The sequence below is a fragment of the Chryseobacterium sp. GVT01B genome, from assembly GCF_019970045.1.
Classification (GTDB): domain Bacteria; phylum Bacteroidota; class Bacteroidia; order Flavobacteriales; family Weeksellaceae; genus Chryseobacterium.
Window position 1 is genome coordinate 76,352 of sequence record NZ_JAHXYI010000010.1, and the last position, 18,810, is coordinate 95,161.

General features: G+C 36.3%; 18 protein-coding genes. 7 read left to right on the forward strand and 11 right to left on the reverse strand.

Features of this window, described 5'->3' with window-relative positions; translation table 11 throughout:
• Nucleotides 1–35 precede the first annotated feature (35 nt).
• From LC457_RS21385 to LC457_RS21400, 4 genes are all read left to right on the forward strand, one after another.
• The gene (locus LC457_RS21385) at nucleotides 36–1,049 is read left to right on the forward strand and encodes a sensor histidine kinase (RefSeq protein WP_223601653.1); all 1,014 of its coding nucleotides are present in this window, start codon (nucleotides 36–38) and stop codon (nucleotides 1,047–1,049) included.
• Nucleotides 1,030–1,794: a LytTR family DNA-binding domain-containing protein gene (locus LC457_RS21390; protein ID WP_223601654.1), complete on the forward strand. Its 765-nt coding sequence runs from the start codon at nucleotides 1,030–1,032 to the stop codon at nucleotides 1,792–1,794. The genes LC457_RS21385 and LC457_RS21390 overlap by 20 nt, the downstream gene beginning before the upstream one ends.
• Nucleotides 1,795–2,123: 329 nt before the next feature.
• The gene (locus LC457_RS21395; RefSeq protein ID WP_223601655.1) at nucleotides 2,124–2,897 is read left to right on the forward strand and encodes a thioredoxin family protein; all 774 of its coding nucleotides are present in this window, start codon (nucleotides 2,124–2,126) and stop codon (nucleotides 2,895–2,897) included.
• A gap of 45 nt (nucleotides 2,898–2,942) precedes the next feature.
• Nucleotides 2,943–3,335 carry a DoxX family protein gene (locus tag LC457_RS21400; protein ID WP_223601656.1) on the forward strand — a complete coding sequence of 131 codons (393 nt, stop codon included), beginning with the start codon at nucleotides 2,943–2,945 and terminating at the stop codon, nucleotides 3,333–3,335.
• 322 nt (nucleotides 3,336–3,657) lie between these two features.
• Here the strand turns inward: LC457_RS21400 and LC457_RS21405 are convergent, their stop codons facing one another.
• The 4 genes from LC457_RS21405 to LC457_RS21420 form a co-directional block, all read right to left on the reverse strand.
• Nucleotides 3,658–4,650: an MBL fold metallo-hydrolase gene (locus tag LC457_RS21405; protein ID WP_223601657.1), complete on the reverse strand. Its 993-nt coding sequence runs from the start codon at nucleotides 4,648–4,650 to the stop codon at nucleotides 3,658–3,660.
• 100 nt (nucleotides 4,651–4,750) lie between these two features.
• Entirely contained in the window at nucleotides 4,751–5,752 is a 1,002-nt protein-coding gene (locus LC457_RS21410; RefSeq protein WP_223601658.1) for an aldo/keto reductase, read from the reverse strand.
• Between the two features lie 86 nt (nucleotides 5,753–5,838).
• Nucleotides 5,839–6,744 (reverse strand): AraC family transcriptional regulator, encoded by a 906-nt coding sequence (locus LC457_RS21415; protein ID WP_047377614.1) that lies wholly within the window; start codon nucleotides 6,742–6,744, stop codon nucleotides 5,839–5,841.
• A gap of 119 nt (nucleotides 6,745–6,863) precedes the next feature.
• Complete coding sequence (locus LC457_RS21420) at nucleotides 6,864–7,328, reverse strand: hypothetical protein (RefSeq protein ID WP_223601659.1); 465 nt, start codon at nucleotides 7,326–7,328, stop codon at nucleotides 6,864–6,866.
• A gap of 516 nt (nucleotides 7,329–7,844) precedes the next feature.
• Here LC457_RS21420 and LC457_RS21425 point away from each other — a divergent pair.
• On the forward strand, nucleotides 7,845–8,132 hold the full coding sequence (locus tag LC457_RS21425; protein WP_047385514.1) for a GNAT family N-acetyltransferase: 288 nt from the start codon (nucleotides 7,845–7,847) through the stop codon (nucleotides 8,130–8,132).
• Here the strand turns inward: LC457_RS21425 and LC457_RS21430 are convergent, their stop codons facing one another.
• A complete protein-coding gene (locus tag LC457_RS21430; RefSeq protein ID WP_223601660.1) occupies nucleotides 8,133–9,230 on the reverse strand; it encodes an MBL fold metallo-hydrolase in 1,098 nt (365 codons plus the stop codon).
• Nucleotides 9,231–9,545: 315 nt separating this feature from the next.
• Here LC457_RS21430 and LC457_RS21435 point away from each other — a divergent pair, with 315 nt between their 5' ends.
• Nucleotides 9,546–10,940: a S41 family peptidase gene (locus LC457_RS21435; RefSeq protein ID WP_223601661.1), complete on the forward strand. Its 1,395-nt coding sequence runs from the start codon at nucleotides 9,546–9,548 to the stop codon at nucleotides 10,938–10,940.
• 40 nt (nucleotides 10,941–10,980) lie between these two features.
• On the opposite strand, the gene LC457_RS21440 is transcribed toward LC457_RS21435, so the two are convergent.
• The 6 genes from LC457_RS21440 to LC457_RS21465 form a co-directional block, all read right to left on the reverse strand.
• Nucleotides 10,981–11,571 (reverse strand): hypothetical protein, encoded by a 591-nt coding sequence (locus tag LC457_RS21440; protein ID WP_223601662.1) that lies wholly within the window; start codon nucleotides 11,569–11,571, stop codon nucleotides 10,981–10,983.
• Nucleotides 11,572–11,584: 13 nt separating this feature from the next.
• Nucleotides 11,585–12,094, reverse strand: a complete 510-nt coding sequence (locus LC457_RS21445; RefSeq protein ID WP_223601663.1) for an RNA polymerase sigma factor — start codon at nucleotides 12,092–12,094, stop codon at nucleotides 11,585–11,587.
• 143 nt (nucleotides 12,095–12,237) lie between these two features.
• Entirely contained in the window at nucleotides 12,238–14,235 is a 1,998-nt protein-coding gene (locus tag LC457_RS21450; RefSeq protein ID WP_223601664.1) for a M4 family metallopeptidase, read from the reverse strand.
• 111 nt (nucleotides 14,236–14,346) lie between these two features.
• The gene (locus tag LC457_RS21455) at nucleotides 14,347–15,162 is read right to left on the reverse strand and encodes a hypothetical protein (RefSeq protein WP_223601665.1); all 816 of its coding nucleotides are present in this window, start codon (nucleotides 15,160–15,162) and stop codon (nucleotides 14,347–14,349) included.
• 11 nt (nucleotides 15,163–15,173) lie between these two features.
• Nucleotides 15,174–15,683 carry an RNA polymerase sigma factor gene (locus LC457_RS21460; RefSeq protein ID WP_223601666.1) on the reverse strand — a complete coding sequence of 170 codons (510 nt, stop codon included), beginning with the start codon at nucleotides 15,681–15,683 and terminating at the stop codon, nucleotides 15,174–15,176.
• Nucleotides 15,684–15,829: 146 nt separating this feature from the next.
• Nucleotides 15,830–17,458 (reverse strand): NADP-dependent glyceraldehyde-3-phosphate dehydrogenase, encoded by a 1,629-nt coding sequence (locus tag LC457_RS21465; RefSeq protein WP_223601667.1) that lies wholly within the window; start codon nucleotides 17,456–17,458, stop codon nucleotides 15,830–15,832.
• 291 nt (nucleotides 17,459–17,749) lie between these two features.
• Between LC457_RS21465 and tpx the strand changes: the two genes are divergently transcribed.
• Nucleotides 17,750–18,319, forward strand: a complete 570-nt coding sequence (gene tpx, locus LC457_RS21470) for a thiol peroxidase (RefSeq protein ID WP_223601668.1) — start codon at nucleotides 17,750–17,752, stop codon at nucleotides 18,317–18,319.
• Nucleotides 18,320–18,810: the final 491 nt, after the last annotated feature.

The window sequence follows — 18,810 nt, forward strand, 5'->3', positions numbered from 1 at the left end:
AGCATTAATTTAACCTTTTCAAATCAGCATATTTCATGCAACAGCAAAAAATAAAAATTTCACAAGCCATTATCTGGATAAGCTCCATTTTTCTGGGTATTTTATCTTCTGTTCCTCAACTTGCTTCTCATGAATTCAACTGGAAAGAAGCGATAGTCAACTCAGCCATTACAGCAGCATTTTCCATCATCATGTGGTATGTCAATATTTATATGTTAAATCGTACCGCAAAACGAAGACAGCATATCTCCTACTCAAGATTGATGTTAGTACTGGCTTTCGGAATGGTAATTATGTTTGGACTTGCCTGGATTCAGCAGCTTATTTTATCTCATATCAATTTTGGTCCGGTAATGCTGATGGTTGAAGTAAGAGGAATTTTAATCAATCTGGTTTGTTATATGTTTTTGACACTTCTTCAGAATAATTATACGGGCCAACAGATACAGCTTGAACTGGAGAAGGTAAAAAGTGATAATTTAGGGGCTCAGTACGAATTACTGAAGCAACAGATCAACCCGCATTTTCTCTTTAACAGTTTGAATACATTGAAATTAATGGCAGAAACGCATGACGAAGAAACGGTTGATTTCATTGTAAAACTCTCAGATTTCTACCGGTTTACACTTGAAAGCCGAAAACTCGACCTGATCAGTGTTCAGGAAGAAATGAAGATAGTAGATGCTTATCTTTTTCTTCAGAAGGCACGTTTTGGTGAAGGGATTAAGTTTACCAACGATCTCGGAAAAGAAACGGATCAAACGCTTATTCCTCCTTTTACGCTTCAACTTTTGGTGGAAAACTGTATCAAGCACAATATTGTTTCACAAAGTAAGCCTCTGCACATTAAAATATATACCGCTGATGGCCAAATTGTGATTGAAAATCCTATACAGCGAAAGATGAATACCGAAGACTCTCTGGGAGTAGGACTTGACAATATTAAAATGCGTTACAAACACTTGCTGGAAAAGGAAATTACTATTAACTCAGACGAAAACAATTTTCAGATAAAACTACCATTAATTCATGAATATCATCATTATTGAAGACGAATTCAGGGCTGCAAAATCCCTTCAGAATTTAATTTCAGATTTAAAACCTGATTCTAAGATACTGGGTGTTTACGACAGTGTCGAAACAAGTATTGAAGGCTTGAAAGACGTGAAACCCGATCTCATTTTTATGGACATCCAGCTTTCGGACGGACTTTCATTCGAGATTTTCAAATCGGTGGACATTACATGCCCGGTGGTTTTCTGTACGGCATTTGATCAGTATATGCTGGATGCTTTTAAGAGCAAGGGCGTTGATTATGTTTTAAAACCATTTTCCAAAGAAGATATTGCTGAAGCTTTGAGAAAGGTTGACGAACTGAAAAAATTCTTTCAGAAGAATGACCTTCCTGACCTGGAATTGTTGATCCAAAAAATTAACCAGCCTGTTTCTACCGGTAAGAGTAATTTTCTGGTTTTTAAAAATCAAAAATACACTACAATTCCTACGGAAGACATTGCCTATTTTTATATCCATAATGAAATGACTCATCTGGTAACATTCGGTAAAGAGCAGTTTTCCCTTAGCCAGCCTTTGGGGCAAGTCGCGGAACAGGTCTCTGATAAACAATTCTTCAGGGTTAACAGGCAATATCTCGTGAATTTCAAAGCGATTAAGGAAATGGAACATTATTTTCAGCGTAAAATATTGGTAAAACTCACTGTTGAAACTCCCGAAAAACTTCTTATTAATAAAGAGAAAACTCATAGCTTTTTTACCTGGCTGGAAGACAGATAAAGAGTAAGGAAGCTGGAAGTACTTGAAGTCATTCTAATATTCAGAACTTTTTAAATAAATTATAACCCTGATTGATATGATCAGGGTTTTCTTTTTTATTCCTTATTTGATTGTATCAATTTCTTAAGCTTCTTCCTGCTTATATCTAAAAAAATAAAACGCTATTCCTTTTCACACTCCAAAAACTTCCAGCCTCCCACTTCCAGCTTCCAGCCTTAAAATCCTTCCCCTTCGCAATTTCCGTATTCACCTTTTGATTTGTCCGGTTGAACCATTTTTGTATTCTTCCGCCTTTCCGTAGTATCTACTTTTGAATCAAATTAAAAGACATGATACTAAAAAACTTAATCACAGTAAGCGCTTTCACTGCGTTATTATTTGCTACTTCAGCATTTATTTATCAAGATAAAGTAGAAAAAACAGCACAACAATCAACTACAGAAAATGGTTTTGCCGTTTTGGAACTTTTCACTTCAGAAGGCTGTTCCAGCTGTCCTCCCGCTGATGAACTGATGGGGAAAATTGAAAAGGAATATAAAGATGAGCCTGTTTATCTTCTTTCCTACCATGTTGATTACTGGAACCGACTTGGATGGAAAGACCGGTTCAGTAGTGCTGAGAACTCACAGCGACAACAGCAATACAGCCGTATTTTAAATTCACAGGTTTATACCCCTCAGTTGGTTGTCAATGGAAAAACAGAATTTGTAGGGTCAGATGAAACCAATATCAAAAATACAATCCGTGAAGTCTTATTCTCCTCTAAAAAAACAAATGTAGGACTATCAGCAAACATTTCTCAGAAGGAAATCAATGTACAGTATAAAGCCTCTGCAACCGACCCTAAGAATATACTTCTTGTTAATCTTGTTGAAAAACATTCTTCTACTCAGGTAGGAAAAGGCGAAAATGAAGGCCGTCATCTGCATCATTGGCAGATTGTTCACAAGCAAAATCAGATCTCATTGAATAAGCAGCTGGAAGGAACAACCACATTTAAACTTCCGGAAGGTTTTTCTCCTGAAAACTGGGAAGTTATAGCTTTTATTCAAAATCCAAAAACGGGAGAGATATCAGGATCAGCAAAAACAATTTTCAAATAATTTTCACACAATATATTAATAATAACAACTAAAAATAATACTACAATGAAAACAAAAACAACAAAAATCATCTATTGGGCGGGAGCTATTTTTATATCATTATGGTTCGGAGCCAGCGGTTTCTTTGAACTTACAAAAAATCCTGTCGTATGGGACATTACTCGGCAACTTGGTTATCCGCCTCATTTTATTTATATACTGGGCGTATTTAAAATTTCAGGAGTTCTTGTTCTCCTCCTTCCCAACAGATTAATGAGATTGAAAGAATGGGTATTTGCAGGAATGTTTTTCGATATTATTTTTGCTTTCTTCTCAAAAATTGCGGTACTGGGTTTTCCAGCTACAATAGATGCAATAGTCGCTTTCTCTGTACTTACGATGACTTATCTGATGTTCAGAAAGCTATATTCTCCTGAGCTGGTTTTTGGAGAAGCCTGATGACTATAAAACTCTAATTTTTTCTTATGTTGAAACCAATCCTCCTATTCCATGGGAGGATCGGTTGTTTTATAAGTTTGGGCTAAAGCCCTATGAATGAGCCTTGTTATGAAAGCGGACTAAAGTCCGCTTCTATTGATTGTGTTATGCGTGTGGTAATTATTTCGTTTAATTAACCACCCCGTCAAAAATTCTTTGAATTTTTGCCACCCCTCCATGGGAGAGGAATATTGAGTACGTATTTATTAATCCTAGTCAGCGAATCCCTAATCCCTGCTACCTATTACCTCTCACCTGCAACCTACTACCTGCAACCTACTACCTAATTCATAAAACTTTCCGGGAACCATTCAAATGCTCCGGATTTTGTTTTTGTAAATCCAAGACCCGGCCAGGGTAAATGATAGGCAAATGCTCTGGTTTTAGTATCTGCCAATTGTTTCAGAAGATCTTTCCTTGAGGCGGTCGCAAGATCAAGATCAGTATCACCGAAGTAACCCCATTCAGGATGTTGGAAAAGAATTACATCGGAATGAATCAAATCTGCAATGTAGATCAGTTTTTCATTTCCTGAAGAAATGGTTGTCACCGTTAAACCCGGAGTATGGCCGGGAGCCAGCTGAAAACCGAAATTGTCATAAAGTGGATTATTCAGGTCATAAAACTTAAGTTTCGGCTGAATGGTTTTAAGAATATTTTGAACAGCAGGAATAATCTGATTGAGTAATTCAGGCTGCTTTTTCAAACCACTATTATTAAAATCTTTGATAGTAGCATTCATCCAAAAGTCATGTTCAGTTTCTGAAATGAAAATACCGGCGTTCGGAAAAACCAGATTCTGTTTTTTATCAATTACGCCTCCAATATGATCAGGATGGGCATGGGAGATAAAAACATCTGTAATATCTTTTGGTGAAAAACCTGCTTTTTGGAGACTTTTTAATAAGAATCCGGTTCTTTCATCAGCAAAAATACCCATTCCGGTATCTAACAGAATGAGTTTATTCGTTGTTTTAACCAACAGAATATTCATGGCCATATCAATGTAATTCTCCGGTCTGAAATTATTTTTAAGAATTGATTTCAGCTCAGAAACTGTTCCTCTGGGAGCAAATGCATTAAGATTTTCTTCATGAATATATCCGTCTGTAAGAACAAAAAGTTCCAGTTCTCCAAGCTTTAACTTTTTAAAACCGGAAAGATCATCACCTGTTTGTTCAGTGATTTTTGGAGTTTCTGCCAATATCCTGGAAAAAGGAATCATGCTTAATGTTCCTGCCAATAAACCATTCTTTAATAGTTCTCTTCTGTTCATAATTTAGTTTTTTTCATTAATTATACATTCTCAGTGAGAATAATAACAAAAAAACTGAGCTCCCATCATAAGCAGGAACTCAGTTTTTGTATCGTAATCTTTAGTTGTTCACCAGTTTCATTGAGCCTTCGGTGTATCTTTCCCCTACATTCGGGTATTTTTTCAGAATGGCATCAATAGTATCCAGATCTGATTGCGAAAGGTCTATATTGACGGCTGCAATATTTTCTTCCAGATATTTAATTCGTTTGGTACCCGGAATCGGGATAATGTCGTCTCCCTGATTCAATACCCAGGCCAGGGCAAGTTGAGTTCCTTTTACACCTTTAGAAGCTGCAAATTCATTAATTTCGTTAGCTAGTTTGGTATTATTTTCAAGGTATTCCTGCTGATAACGCGGTAGTGATTTTCTGAAATCATCATCACCAAGATTCTGTACATCATAAATATTGGTAAAAAGACCTCTTGCCAGCGGTGAATAAGGGACTAAAGAAATTCCCAGTTCTCTGATGGTTGGCAAAATCTCTTTTTCAACATCCTTTGTAAGGATAGAATATTCTGATTGTAAAGCTGCGATTGGGTGGATCTTGTTGGCTTTTCTGATAGATTCTGCCGAAGCTTCAGATAATCCGATATATTTTACTTTTCCTGCTTTCACAAGCTCTGCCATTGCACCTACTGTTTCCTCTACCGGAACATTGGGATCCACTCTGTGAGCATAGTACAGGTCAATAGTATCTATTTTTAATCTTTGAAGACTTAAATCTACTGCTTTTCTGATCCATTCCGGTGATCCGTCAAAATACGTTCCCGGAGCTCCGCTGTGGCTTGCTTTACCATCTTTAAACCTGAATCCGAATTTGGTCGCAATAAAAATTTTATCCCTGTTCGGAACCAACACTTTAGAGATCAGTTTTTCGTTTTCTCCATTGGCATACATATCCGCAGTATCCCAGAAGTTAACGCCTAAATCCAAAGCTCTGTGCAAAGTACTGATACTTTCCTGTTCATCTGTAGGACCATAAGCAAAGCTCATTCCCATACATCCTAAACCAATTGCTGATAACTGTTCGTCTGTGTTTCCTAATTTTTTAAATTTCATGATAGGTATGATTTAATTTTACAAGACAAAATTAGAACATGAAGAAACCAATTCCGATATAGAATTCAAACCAAGAATTATAAAATTCAAACAATGTCCATTCTTAAGGCATTAGGAGTAATTCCGGTTTGTTTTTTAAAGTAATTGGTAAAATAAGCGGGTTCTTCGAAGCCCAATCCGTAAGCAATTTCAGCTACATTCCAATCTGTATGTTTCAATAAAGCATTGGCTTCCTGAATAATCCTTCCGGTAATCTGCTGACTGGTAGTTTTCCCTGTGATCTCTTTTACGGAACGGTTTAAAGAATTCACATGGATGGAAAGACTCTGAGCATAATCGTTGGGCGTTTTTAATTTTAAAAAAGCCTCAGGACTGTCAATGGGAAATTGTCTTTCCAGAAGTTCCATAAATAAGGAAGCAACTCTTTGTGAAGCATTCTGATAAGGCTCAAAACTTTCTGCAGGCTGCATTCTCATGGTTTCATGAATCATCAGGTGAAGGTAAGCTCTCAGCATATCATATTTGTGAATATAATCCGACTGAATCTCCGTCATCATTTTCGTATAAATATCAGAAAGTATCCTCTGCTGTTCTTCATCTACAAAGAAAACAGGTGTCCCTCCAATCTTGAAAAGCGGAGAATCCTGAAGGTTTCCCATGCGGCTTCCGTTATGCAGAAACTGATCGGTAAACAGACAAAACCAGCCTTTCTGATCTTCATCATCTGCCTCCCAGGAATAAGGAATAATAGGATTTGAAAATAATAAAGCTGGCCGGTCAACCTTAATCCATTTATCTGCATAATGGAGCTTTCCTTTTCCTATAATCAGTGAAATCTTATAATAATCTCTTCTGCTATAGGGAGTCAACGGAGAACAGTATTCCCGCGAAAATACATTGAAGTGTCCCATCCTGCTGACCCCAATACACTGTGATGCCAGATTGGGGGCATTCCTTTCATAAAAACCTTTAAGTGATTCGTGTGATTCCATAGATCAAAGTTATAAAATTCAAACAAACTAAATAAAAATAATATTCAAGATTGGAAAAAATAAAATGGCTGACAAAAAGATGCCAGCCATTTAAAAGTGAATATATAGTTGATAGTGATCTAATCCCAATCGTCGTCGTGACCATGACCACGGCCATGGTGTTTAGATTGTTTTTTATAGTATTTTTCCTGATTTTTATAATACTTCTCTTGTTCTTTACGGTATTTTTTATAATCGTTTTTATTTCTACCGTAAACAATCACTGGGTTTTGGCCTCTGTAATATCTCTTTTTAAAGATGATATACTTTTCTCTACCCATGATTCTTTCCAGCTCCGAATACCGGTCGTTTCTCCATCTTCCCGGCTCTACAACATATACTCTATTCCATTTATCATAATCACGATATCGGTCATTGAGTACATAAATCTGATTGGCCTGTGTGGTAGACAGCAACAGATCGGCAACAACTCTTTGCCAGTTAACATCCGAAATACTTCTTCTGTAATCGTTATAATAATCTGACTGGGCATAACTCAAACTGAATGTCCCAACCAAAAATACTGTTAATAATAACTTTTTCATTTCATTCCCCTTTAAAAATTAAACATGATGGCATACTCAATTAAAGTGCCAAGTTTTAATTACAAATACTAATATTTGTTAAAAAAACCATAAACAACTGATTATCTTTGAAATATTTCATGCATTTTAATGAAATTATTACATGTTATTGATCTTAAATTATAATCAGATACAATTTAATTTTATCAAACAGGGGGGGGGGGCAATAAGCAAATGAAAATCAATAAATTGGAATTAAAATTGGGATTTAAAAAGTAAATATTGTAAGTTTTGGCTAAAGCCAATGGATGGGTAATTTATTATCAGGCGGGCTAAAACCCACCCCTATTGAATTTTAACGACAACATCTGTTATCTGTTATCTGTTATCTGTTATCTTTTAATCATTATGTTATAAATTTCGTTAAGATTCCTGAAAACTATTATTTCATATTATTTAATTTCGTAATTTTAGTGGAGAGAATGTTTTTCGGAAAGTTCTCGAAATTATTTTTTATCAACCAAATCTTACATTATCATGGAAAATATAAAGTTTCAGGTATCGCCATATCAGGATGAATTGCAGCTCCTTATTGATGGAAAAAAGGCAGGTTATATGTCCATAGAGGTTGACGGAAGACTGCTTATTGTGTATTATACGAAACTTGATGAAGAGCGTGAAGGAAAAGGATACGCCAAACTATTACTGGATGAGCTTGTACGCTACGCAGAAGAGAAAGATTTGCTTGTAGACCCGGAATGTGATTTTGTACGACAACAGTTTGAAAACCATCCTGTACGATATAAAGACATCTGGCATGCCTGATCAGCTTTCCCACCAGTCTGTAAATTTCTGTTCATGCTGATTCAGATCTACTACCTCTCCAATCATTGGAGTGAGGATATTCAATCCTTTTTCTTTTCCAAGAGCAGTTATCTTTTGTAAAGGTTCATTCCATGGGTGAAGAGCGAGTGCAAATTTGGCTGCATGAACAGGGATGATACGATCCGCTTTGAGATCAATACCAGCCTGGATAACATCTTCCGGCAGTGTATGAATATACCTCCATGCTTCTCCATATTGTCCGTTCTCAAGAATGGCATAATCGAAAGGGCCATATTGGTCACCGATTGTTTTAAAATGGCTGTCATAACCACTGTCTCCGCCCAAGAAAATTTTCTTTGTTGGCGTTATCAAAACATAGGAACTCCATAGGGTATCATTCTGCCTGATTCTCCTGCCTGAAAAATGCCTGGCAGGGGTAAAAACAATTTTTATATTATTCTTCAGATTCACTTCAGTTCCCCATTCTTCTTCAATAAGCGAATTTTCAGCATATCCCCATCTCTCTAAATGTGCTCCTACTCCCAAAGGTAAAATAGCCATTCCCGTTCTGTCTTTGATTGATTCTACAGTCGGATAATCCAAATGGTCAAAATGATCGTGGGTTATCACCAGGTAATCAATATTGGGAATATCTTCAGGTTTAAAGATATCTGATCCTTTGAACGCCTTGTTAAAATATTTAAAAGGAGATCCATATAAACTCAATACAGGATCAATCAGGAAAGAAATACCGTCTGTCTGCAGATAATAAGATGAATGTCCCAGCCAGATAAATACATCCTGCTTTTTGTCTATGTTTTTTAAATCGGTATGAAGGGATGGTATTTCTTTTAAAGGTTTCAAGAGCGGATCTTTTTTCCCTAAAAAGAAATCGTAAGTCACTTTCGACATTTTGTAGCCTTCTGTAATAGATGGGGTATGGCTGATATTCTGAAACTGTCTTTTTTTATAGAGTTTTGACTGCCTGATCCGCTTCAGCCTCTTTCCTTTTGGCACTCCGCCAAACGCCTTCATATTGATCACTATAAAAAAGGTAACCGTAAGAACAGCTACTGTCGTAATAATCCAATAAATCATCTGTAGAAAATAAATATCAAATGTATTGACTTTTGCCTTTAAATGAAAATTTATTCCGTTTTAGTACATTTTTTAACTAAATTTATCACGTATTTTGGAAAATTTATTATTCATTTAAGTCATGATTAATTTTAAACTTTCTATTTTAGCACCTTAAAAAACTCAGATATATTGAAAAATTATTCGGTAATATTTCTTCTCGCAATACTTTCGTCTTGTGCCTCTATAAGAAAACACAACGAACAGCGGGCCTCATGTATTCCACCGGAGCAACTCAAAGAGGATGTGGACTTTGCTTATTCAAAATTACAGCAAATGCATCCTCAATTATATTGGTATATTCCCAAGAAGGAATTGGAACATAAATTTGACAGTCTTAAACAGACCATCACCGAATCTCTTACTCCTCTTCAGTTTTATTTTAAACTTCAGCCTGTCATTGCAGGAATCCGTGAAGGGCATCTTTCATTGAGAATTCCCAGAAAGAAATTTACCAAAAGAGAGTTTAAAAGACTGGAACATCAGAAAGGCATGTTCAGCCGTTTCGAGTATTATATTTCAGGCGATCAAATGTATATTATTCAAAACAGAGATTCCATTGAGCATATACAACCCGGGACTGAGATTTTATCCATAAACCATGTTCCTGTTTCAGATTATATAAAGAAATACAGAACTCTCATCAGCAGCGATGGTGACAATACGACCTTCCATCCCTATTTTTTAAAAGATCTTTTCTTTAATTTTTACACTGCAGAGAACGGCTTGGGAAGTAAAGCAACTCTTGAAACACTTTATAAGGGAGAAAAACGGACCTATACTTTAAACAGAGAAACAAAATCCGATTCTGATCTTGAGAAAGATAAAGAAATGCAGAAAAAGACACTGGAAAAGAAACTGAACGATTATGTGGCTTCAAGTAATTCTTATAACAGAAGTTTTAAATTTCTGGACAAGGACAGCACTATAGCTTATATAAAGGTACAGAGTTTCTCCAGAGATTATTCTGATAAGTTTTATAAAAATACCTTTGCCAAGATCAATGATGCCAAGGCTCCTTACCTCATCATAGATGTCCGAAATAACTATGGAGGTTCTCTCTATGAGATTAATAACCTGTATTCCTATTTGGCGGAAGCTCCTTTTACCCTGATCAAACCTTCTCAGGTAACGTCAAGGGATACTCCACTGCGTACCAATTACTTCAGAAAAAGCAATCCGTTAGAATATGCTCTTAAAAGTATTGCCTATCCGAGCTATTTCTTTGCACAGGCTTTCAGTACCTATAAAAAAGACGGAAAGGTTTTCTATAAAATGAAAGCTGATAAACCTACAAAACCCAATAAGCAAGCTTTCCACGGAAAAGTTTTTGTATTGATCAATGGAGGTAGCTTCTCAGCATCTTCTATTATTACTGCTAAGCTTAAAAATGATAAAAGGGCAACTCTGGTAGGTGAAGAAACCGGTGGCGCTAACGATGGTACTGTTGCAGGTTTCTATTCTTATCAGAAACTTCCAAATTCTGAAATAAGGTTTCCTATCGGATTACTTTTGGTACAGCCTAATATCAAATTTTCAGACTCACGGAAAGGTGTTGTTCCTGATGTAGTGGTTACGGAAAGTATGCAGGATATCATTGACAAAAAAGACCCGCAACTGGATTGGATAAAAAATGAAATCGCTAAGGAAAAAGACAATAAAGGACAATAATTTAAAGTTTCGGCGGGCTTTCAGCCCGCCGAAATCTTTTCTAACTTTTCAACTCTTCTAAGAGGTTTTCAATATGCTGCATATATCTTCCGTAATAACGATGAAACCAGAATTTTCCGGCCAGATAAAGCAAAAACAATCCTCCAATCACGGAACCTATTAATATTAGTGCAATTTTCAGTTCACTTAAAGGTTTGGGCCATGGGATAAATTCCAGAACAATAAGGATCTCACATACCAGAAAAGGTGCAAAACTTATATAGTATGATAGATAATATTGTTTATTCAGATTCAGCTGCATCACCAGGTCTTTCAGGGAATCGTAGGTTTTGGGCGCGGGATTACTGATTTCGTTATACAGTTTAAAGAACTTGCTGAAAAAGAAAACGGTAACAATAAGCATGGAAGCAATTAAAACCGTTATATATAATTGCAATTTAAACGGTCTGCAGACTGAGCAAACCAAAAATGCAAAAACAAAAATTCCTATCACCCACCAGAATTCCACACGCATGTTTTTACGTATTTTTTCAAGGGGAAGATTCAGTTTATTTCTTTGTTCTATACTTATTTCAGGAGTTTCCTCCATAATATCTTCGTTCCAGGTATTTTTCAATTCATCGATATTCATTGGATTACTGATTTTAATGTTTGTTTGTTTTTATTTGGCTTAAGATATCTTTAAGTTTGTTTTTTGCGCGGTTCATTTTCACTCTTACATTTCCTTCAGAAATTCCCATCTGCTCTGCAATCTGCCTTCCTGAAAAATCTTCCAGATAGTAGAATATAAAAGCTTTATCAATGGGATTGAGTTGATGAATGGCCTTATACATTTCGGTCAGGCGTTCTTCTTTGCGATAATCATAGTCTTCCTGTACAATGATATGATTGGAAAAATCTTCATTAGCAATAAAGCTTCTTCTTTTTTCCGACTTAAGGAAAATAATGGCCGTATTCAAAGCGATCCTGTACAGCCAAGTTGAAAATTCGCTTTCACCTCTGAAACCAGGAAATGCTTTCCAGAGCTGATAGGTAATCTCCTGAAAAAGATCATCCCGGTCATCCTTTTCAGTCATATACATTTTAGAAATCTTAAATAGGATTCCTTTATGCTGTTCAATTTGACTTATAAACTCTTGTTCTAATGAGGTCATGATTTGTTACTCTATAGAGTTAGTTTTCATTTAAAAAAATTGTTACAGTTTTTACAAAAGAAATAAAAAAACCCGACAGTAAAAATACTGCCAGGCTCTCATTGTGTGTTTTTATAAGTTTATTATTTTCTCAGAATACTATTTTATTCAACAATTATTTTCTTAGTGGAAATGATTGTTCCGTTCGAAGTAATTTTCAAAAGGTAGATTCCTTTTTGCGTATTCTCTATGTAAATTTTGTTCACTCCTTTATCTAATTTCTGTGCAGGTTTAATCAATCTTCCTGCAGCGTCAAATATCTCAACAGAAGTATTATCTTTATTATTTTCAATGGTAAATATGCCATCTTTAACTGGGTTTGGATATATTTTCAACTGATCATTCTCTTTACGTACAGATTCCTTTGTTGATAATACACCGTTTCCTATTCCCACAGCATACCATGCATTTACATTCTGCTGCTGCTCATTACTTGCAGCACCATACAAATCCGTCACAGCCTGTTTTGTTGCGTTATAAGCATCCAGATATGTTGTATTAGGAGTCATATAATTCATCAGAGCTCTATAGATAATTTTTTCTGCTTTTTCAATTGTAATTCCAGACACATTATAGGCATTTCCAATATCATTAGTTCCTGAACCGCCTTGTGATAACAGATAAAACCAATAGTTCCCAACTCCACTGTTTGTATGAACTCCGCCGTGATCGTTTGTATCACTCGTATCTGCCGTATTCACCCAATTTGTTCCCAGGTAAGTATCAGGCTGAGGGGTGGGACTTACATTATTCGGGTCAGACATATTTCTCATATAGGGACTTGGGGTAGGATTAAGGAAACTTGCTGTCGGAATCCCCTCACCTATTGTCCAGTTCGGGTTAGCACCTGAATAGAATTCAATGGCTGTTCCCAACATATCTGCAATAGATTCATTAATAGCTCCTGATTCTGCTTCATAATTCAAACCTCCCAGTCCGTTTCTTCCGATAATCAGGTGTGAATATTCATGTCCGGCAACATCTAACCCAACAACAGGGTTCATAAATGTTAACAAACCTCCAAAAATTTTTCCATTTCCATAAAGCATACATACTATTCCTCCATATAAAGGAGTATCTAAAGCGGCTGCATTTGCTCCTCCTGTAAGGCCTCCAAAATCAAAGTTATAATAGTTGTCAATCTTTGCACCATTCCCGTCATAACTGTTTCTGTTATGCCTTGTCATATAATAATCATAGGCATTTTTCATTGCCCAGTGTACTTCTACAGCAGGCTTTGTATCAGCCGCGGTATAGTTAGCTACCGGATTTATATATTCTTCTACATTGATGATCCCTCCGCTTACCGTATCTATATCCAGATTCGTTCCGTTTAGGGTATGGATATTTCTCGCATTATCTTTCAAACGGAATTGCCCATTATAAGAGTCTACAGTAATAGACTGATTGCCTTTATAATATGTTGTACTTGTAGATGGGGTATCTGTATCATGCATCCTTGAATTCTTCTTAACAACCGTTCCTGTTGCATTATCTATATAATAAGTAAACGCCTTCAGGGGTTTAAAAGAAAGTCCCTCTACTTTGGAAGTGTAATACATAGCAGTTTTTCTCCCTTTATTTACTTTCGTAATGACTATTTCAGTATCAGAAACCTTTATTTTTCCCTGTGGATTAAGATCAGCAATAATAATAGATTTGATTTTTTGCGGATTAAGCTTCTGCTGGCTCGTAGAAAAGTCAATATCAGTAATGATTTCTCCATTTACATGGGTAACTTTTCCACCTTTCTCATGAATCAGGATCATATCATCCATTACTTTTATATTTTTATAGTAATGTTCATACACAAGATGTCTGATTCCAAGGTCATCTTTATTCTCTTTTACAAGTTTATAAGAATGATCTCCGTTTGTACCCAACCATTCACCCAAATGTCCAATCAGGAAATCTGATGAAATATTCTGTCCGCTAAAATCTGCACTAAAAATTCCCATTCCTGACGAAATTGAAATTGCAGGAAGGTTTTTAACTGAAATCTCCGTATTGTCTCTGTTTTGAGCTTTGGCAACAGAAACCGGAACAATCGAAATTGCTAACGCCAAGGCCAAAACCTTAGTAATAGTAGTCTTTTTTCTCATAGTATTTGATATTTTTTCACAGTTAGTAGAATAAAATAAGAAATGTTACATTTTTATATAAAAAAAACCTGACAGGTAATCTGTCAGGTTCTTCTGTATTAAATTAAACTTCTAGTTCAGCTTATTTAAGGCTCTTTGCAGGGATTCTATATCAAGAAAATTCAGCTTGGCTCCGGCTATTATGACAATCAAAAAAACGAGTGTCAGAAATAAAATGATAAAAATATACATTGAAACAAACCATATCACGGTATTCAGAATATTTCCTTTGATCCCCATTTTATTCATGAAAAATTTCTGTGACCGCTCAAACCATGTCTTTTTCTTTTGCGGTCTTGGGCTTACTTCAATTTCGTTAAGTTCATCCACCAAACGTACCACATCATCAATATACCTTCCGTACATATAATAGATCCAGTATCTTATAATAAAAGCAATCAGGAGCAAAGTGATCAGAAGGCTGCAACCGAAGATCGCCAGATTATATTCCATCTCAAAATGGAAATTAATTCTGATCAGAGAGAGAAGAAATCCAAGAGGAATATAGGACACATAGTAGGCTATATAAATTTCTTTTGATATGAGAAGCTGGGTTTTAAGATTAAACAAATCATAATTTGTATTAATACTATTCTTTTGAAGCAGCTTGTACAATTTCAGAAAACGGGAATAAAAATAGACGATAATAACAATGGTCAGGATGGTGACAAATGTGGATATGATTTTGATATTAGAATCAGCAGAAGCAAACGGAAAATTGGTTAAAAGTAAAGGCAGCGTTACAATCATCAGCCAGAACTCTGTTTCCATATTTACTTTCAGCATCTGTAACGGGGAATGTATTTCCTTCTGTTTTTCAAGAGAAATTTCAGGAGATTCCTTCCCTGTATCTTTATTCCATAGTTCTTTAAAATTGTCTAGCTCCATCCTTTTATCTTTTAATAAGAACCTGTTCCCTGTTTGGTAATGATCTCTTTCAGCTTCTCTTTTGCCCTTTTCAGCTTTACCCTTGTATTCACTTCAGTAATTCCCAGCTGAACGGCAATTTCTTTTCCGGAAAAACCCTCCAAAAAGAAAAATATAAGCGCTTTATCAATAGGACTCAACTGATGAATTGCTTCATACATCAGCTTCATATTCACATCATCCGTATCATTATAAGGTTCCTGCCGGGCACCCAGCCCATCTACATTCTGATTCTGTATAAAACTACGTTTTTTTTCACTTCGCAGGAAAACAATTGCTGTGTTTAGCGCAGTTCTGTACAGCCATGTGGAGAAATCACTTCTCTTTTGAAAATCACCGTATGATTTCCAGGCCTGGTAGATGATCTCCTGATAGAGGTCATTCTGATCGTCCTTATTATCCATATACATTTTAGAGATCTTGAAAACAACACCTTTGTGCTTTTCAATTTTCTCTAAAAATTCTTTTTCCGGTGAAGACATGATTTACACACTGATCCTTAGATAATATTTATTGAAACATTATCTTATTATAACACAAAACTCTAATTTCCGGCATTAAGTTAAAAAAATCCTCAATAAACGAAGAAGTTTATTGAGGATTTTTAATTATGTTAAATACAATAGGATCAGAAAATATAATCTGTGCTTAAAAAATTGGAATCATGTTCTCTGACAATGGTATTGAGTAATTCTTTATTGGAATCTGTAAGTTTTGCCGCTACCAGAGACCGGATTGAGAATGAACGGAGTGCATCAAAAACAGAAAGTGTGCCTTCCGCACTGTCTTTTCTTCCGGTAAACGGAAAGACATCCGGACCTCTTTGAGCCTGGCAGTTGATATTGACACGGCTTACAAGATTTACAAACGGATCAATCAGCCTTGCAACTTCCTGTGGATCTTCACTAAAAATACTCACCTGCATCCCATGCGAAGCATTCACCTGATACTCTATAGGCTCTTCGATATCTTCAAACGGAACAACAGGAATCACCGGGCCAAACTGTTCTTCATGATATAATTTCATCTCGCTGTTTACCGGATAAACTACCGCCGGAAAAACAAATGACACATCCGTATAACCTCCGTCTTTATTCAGAACAGCTGCTCCTTTCTGTAAGGCATCATCAATGCATTCTTTCAAATAAGGAGGTTTATTCACTTCCGGAAGCGGAGTTACTTTTACGTCTTTTTCCCACGGTAATCCTGGTTTTAGAGCAGAAACCGCGGCACTTAGTTTTTCTGTAAACTCCAAAGCAATCTCTTTCTGAACAAAAATAAGCTTCAGTGCTGTACATCGCTGTCCGTTGAAAGAAAGTGCACCTAAAATACATTCGCTCACGGCTACATCAAGATTCGCATTTTTAGTCACGATGGCTGCATTCTTAGCATCCAGACTCAGAATAGCTCTTAAACGATTCACTTTCGGATGCAGTTTTTTCAAGCCGTTAGCTACTTTACTGGAACCGATGAAGGCCAGAACATTCACTTTTCCGCTTTCCATAATTGGAGTGATGATTTCTGATCCTTTTCCATATAATGTATTCACAGTTCCTTTCGGGAATGCTTCTTTAAAAGCGTTTAATAAAGGATAATGAGCCAGTACACCATGTTTCGGGAGTTTAAACAGAATGGTATTTCCCATGATCAAGGCAGGGATCAATGTGGTAAAAATTTCATTCAGAGGATAGTTGAATGGTCCCATACTTAACACCACTCCAAGCGGAGCCCTTCTGATCTGTGCAATTGTTCCCTCAGCCTGTTGAAAGCGGGAAGATTCTCTGTCTAGATCCTTCAGGGCATCAATGGTCTGGTTGATATAATCTACGGTACGATCAAATTCTTTGGTAGAATCAGCAAGCGTTTTTCCAATTTCCCACATCAGTAATTTAATGATCAGATCTCTTTGCTGGATCATCAGGTAGACGAATTTCTGCATGCATTTGATACGCCCTTCCACAGACATGGTAGGCCATTCACCAAGACCATTGTCATAGGCTCTTACACACGCTTCAAGGACATCCATAGCTTCCTTCGGGCCAATATTCGGGATACTTCCCAAAAGTTTTCTTTCTAACCCGTTTTCTGTAGGAATACACACCGGGGAATAGATTTCGGTAACATCTCCGTCCCACTCTACCAGTTCACCGTTCAGGAGATAAGTTCTCTGGTGGATGACCGGAACTTTATATTCTTCCGGAATTTCATTTTCACTTTTAAAAATGTGATGGAATGATGCAGTGTTTTCTGAACTCATAAATCTTTCTATTTTTTTATGTGATAAGACTGAGACTATCTCAAAAACGTCATTCCGAACCCAGACTAAGGTCTGCAAATGTAGTTCTGATATCCAAACATCAATAAGATTCTTCCTTCGTCAGAATGACAAAAGCCAAACTATTTGACTCTTGAGACGGCCTCGTTTAATAATATAAAGGTAGAAGTAAAATGTTTTGAAAAAAACAATCTGACAATAGATTTGATCTATTTGAATTAAAATTAATCTCAGCTCCTGAAAAAACAATAATTTAGCCTAAAAATAAATTTCATGTTTTCAAAATTAGTTTTCAGTACACTATTATTCTTTTCCGCAATGGGCTTTGCACAAAAATCTAAAGCAACCAACACGGTTTTAATGGGAGGAAAAGAAGTACATACCTATGCAAAATTACCGGCGCTGAATAAGCCAGCCCCCAAATTTACCCTTACAGATGTAAATATGAATGATCAGACGCTGGAATCTTACAGAGGAAAGAATGTGATCTTAAATATCTTTCCTAGTATAGATACAGGCGTGTGTTCAGCTTCTGTACACCATTTCAATGAAGAGGCAGGAAACCTTCCCAATACGGTAGTACTTTGTATTTCCAAAGATCTTCCGTTTGCACAGAAAAGATTCTGCGGTGCTGAGGGAATCAAAAATGTAGTAATGCTTTCAGATTTCCGTTCAGACTTTGGATGGAACTATGGGGTGGAACTGGTAGATTCTGCAATGAAAGGCCTTCTGAGCAGAGCTGTAGTGGTAATAGATCCGTCAGGAAAGATCATCTATGAAGAGCAGGTTGCAGATATTTCTCACGAACCGAATTACGAAGCAGCGATTGCAGCGGTGAAATAATAAGCTTTTACTTTAAAATAAACATAAACTCCGGCGATCGAAGATCGCCGGAGTTTTTTCATTAATTATATAAAAAATGCAATGTTTTTTTTAAAGCACCTGATTCCGTTTAGATTCCTGCGGAATGACAGACTGTATGGATAATCTAAGTGAATAGTATGTATTAATATCTGGACAAATAAATGTTTAGATAGTCTTCCTAAGCGTTCACCTTGTCATTCCGTAGGAATCTAAATTCTTATTTTTTTCATCAATCTAAAAGCTTTTACTGCATAGATTACTGAGAAATAACAATAAGAACGTAAAAAGCCCGCCGATTTGCCGAGTTTTTGTAACGCTTTTGAAAACGCAAAGATCTAATTAAAAATGCTATACTCAAGCGAGCAAAGAAAGAATCAATCAAGATTGATTTTATGAAGCTAACATCTTACATCCCGCTTCATCAGTGGCGCAGCCACAAAACTTTGCTTCCTTTCTAAAAAATAGGATAA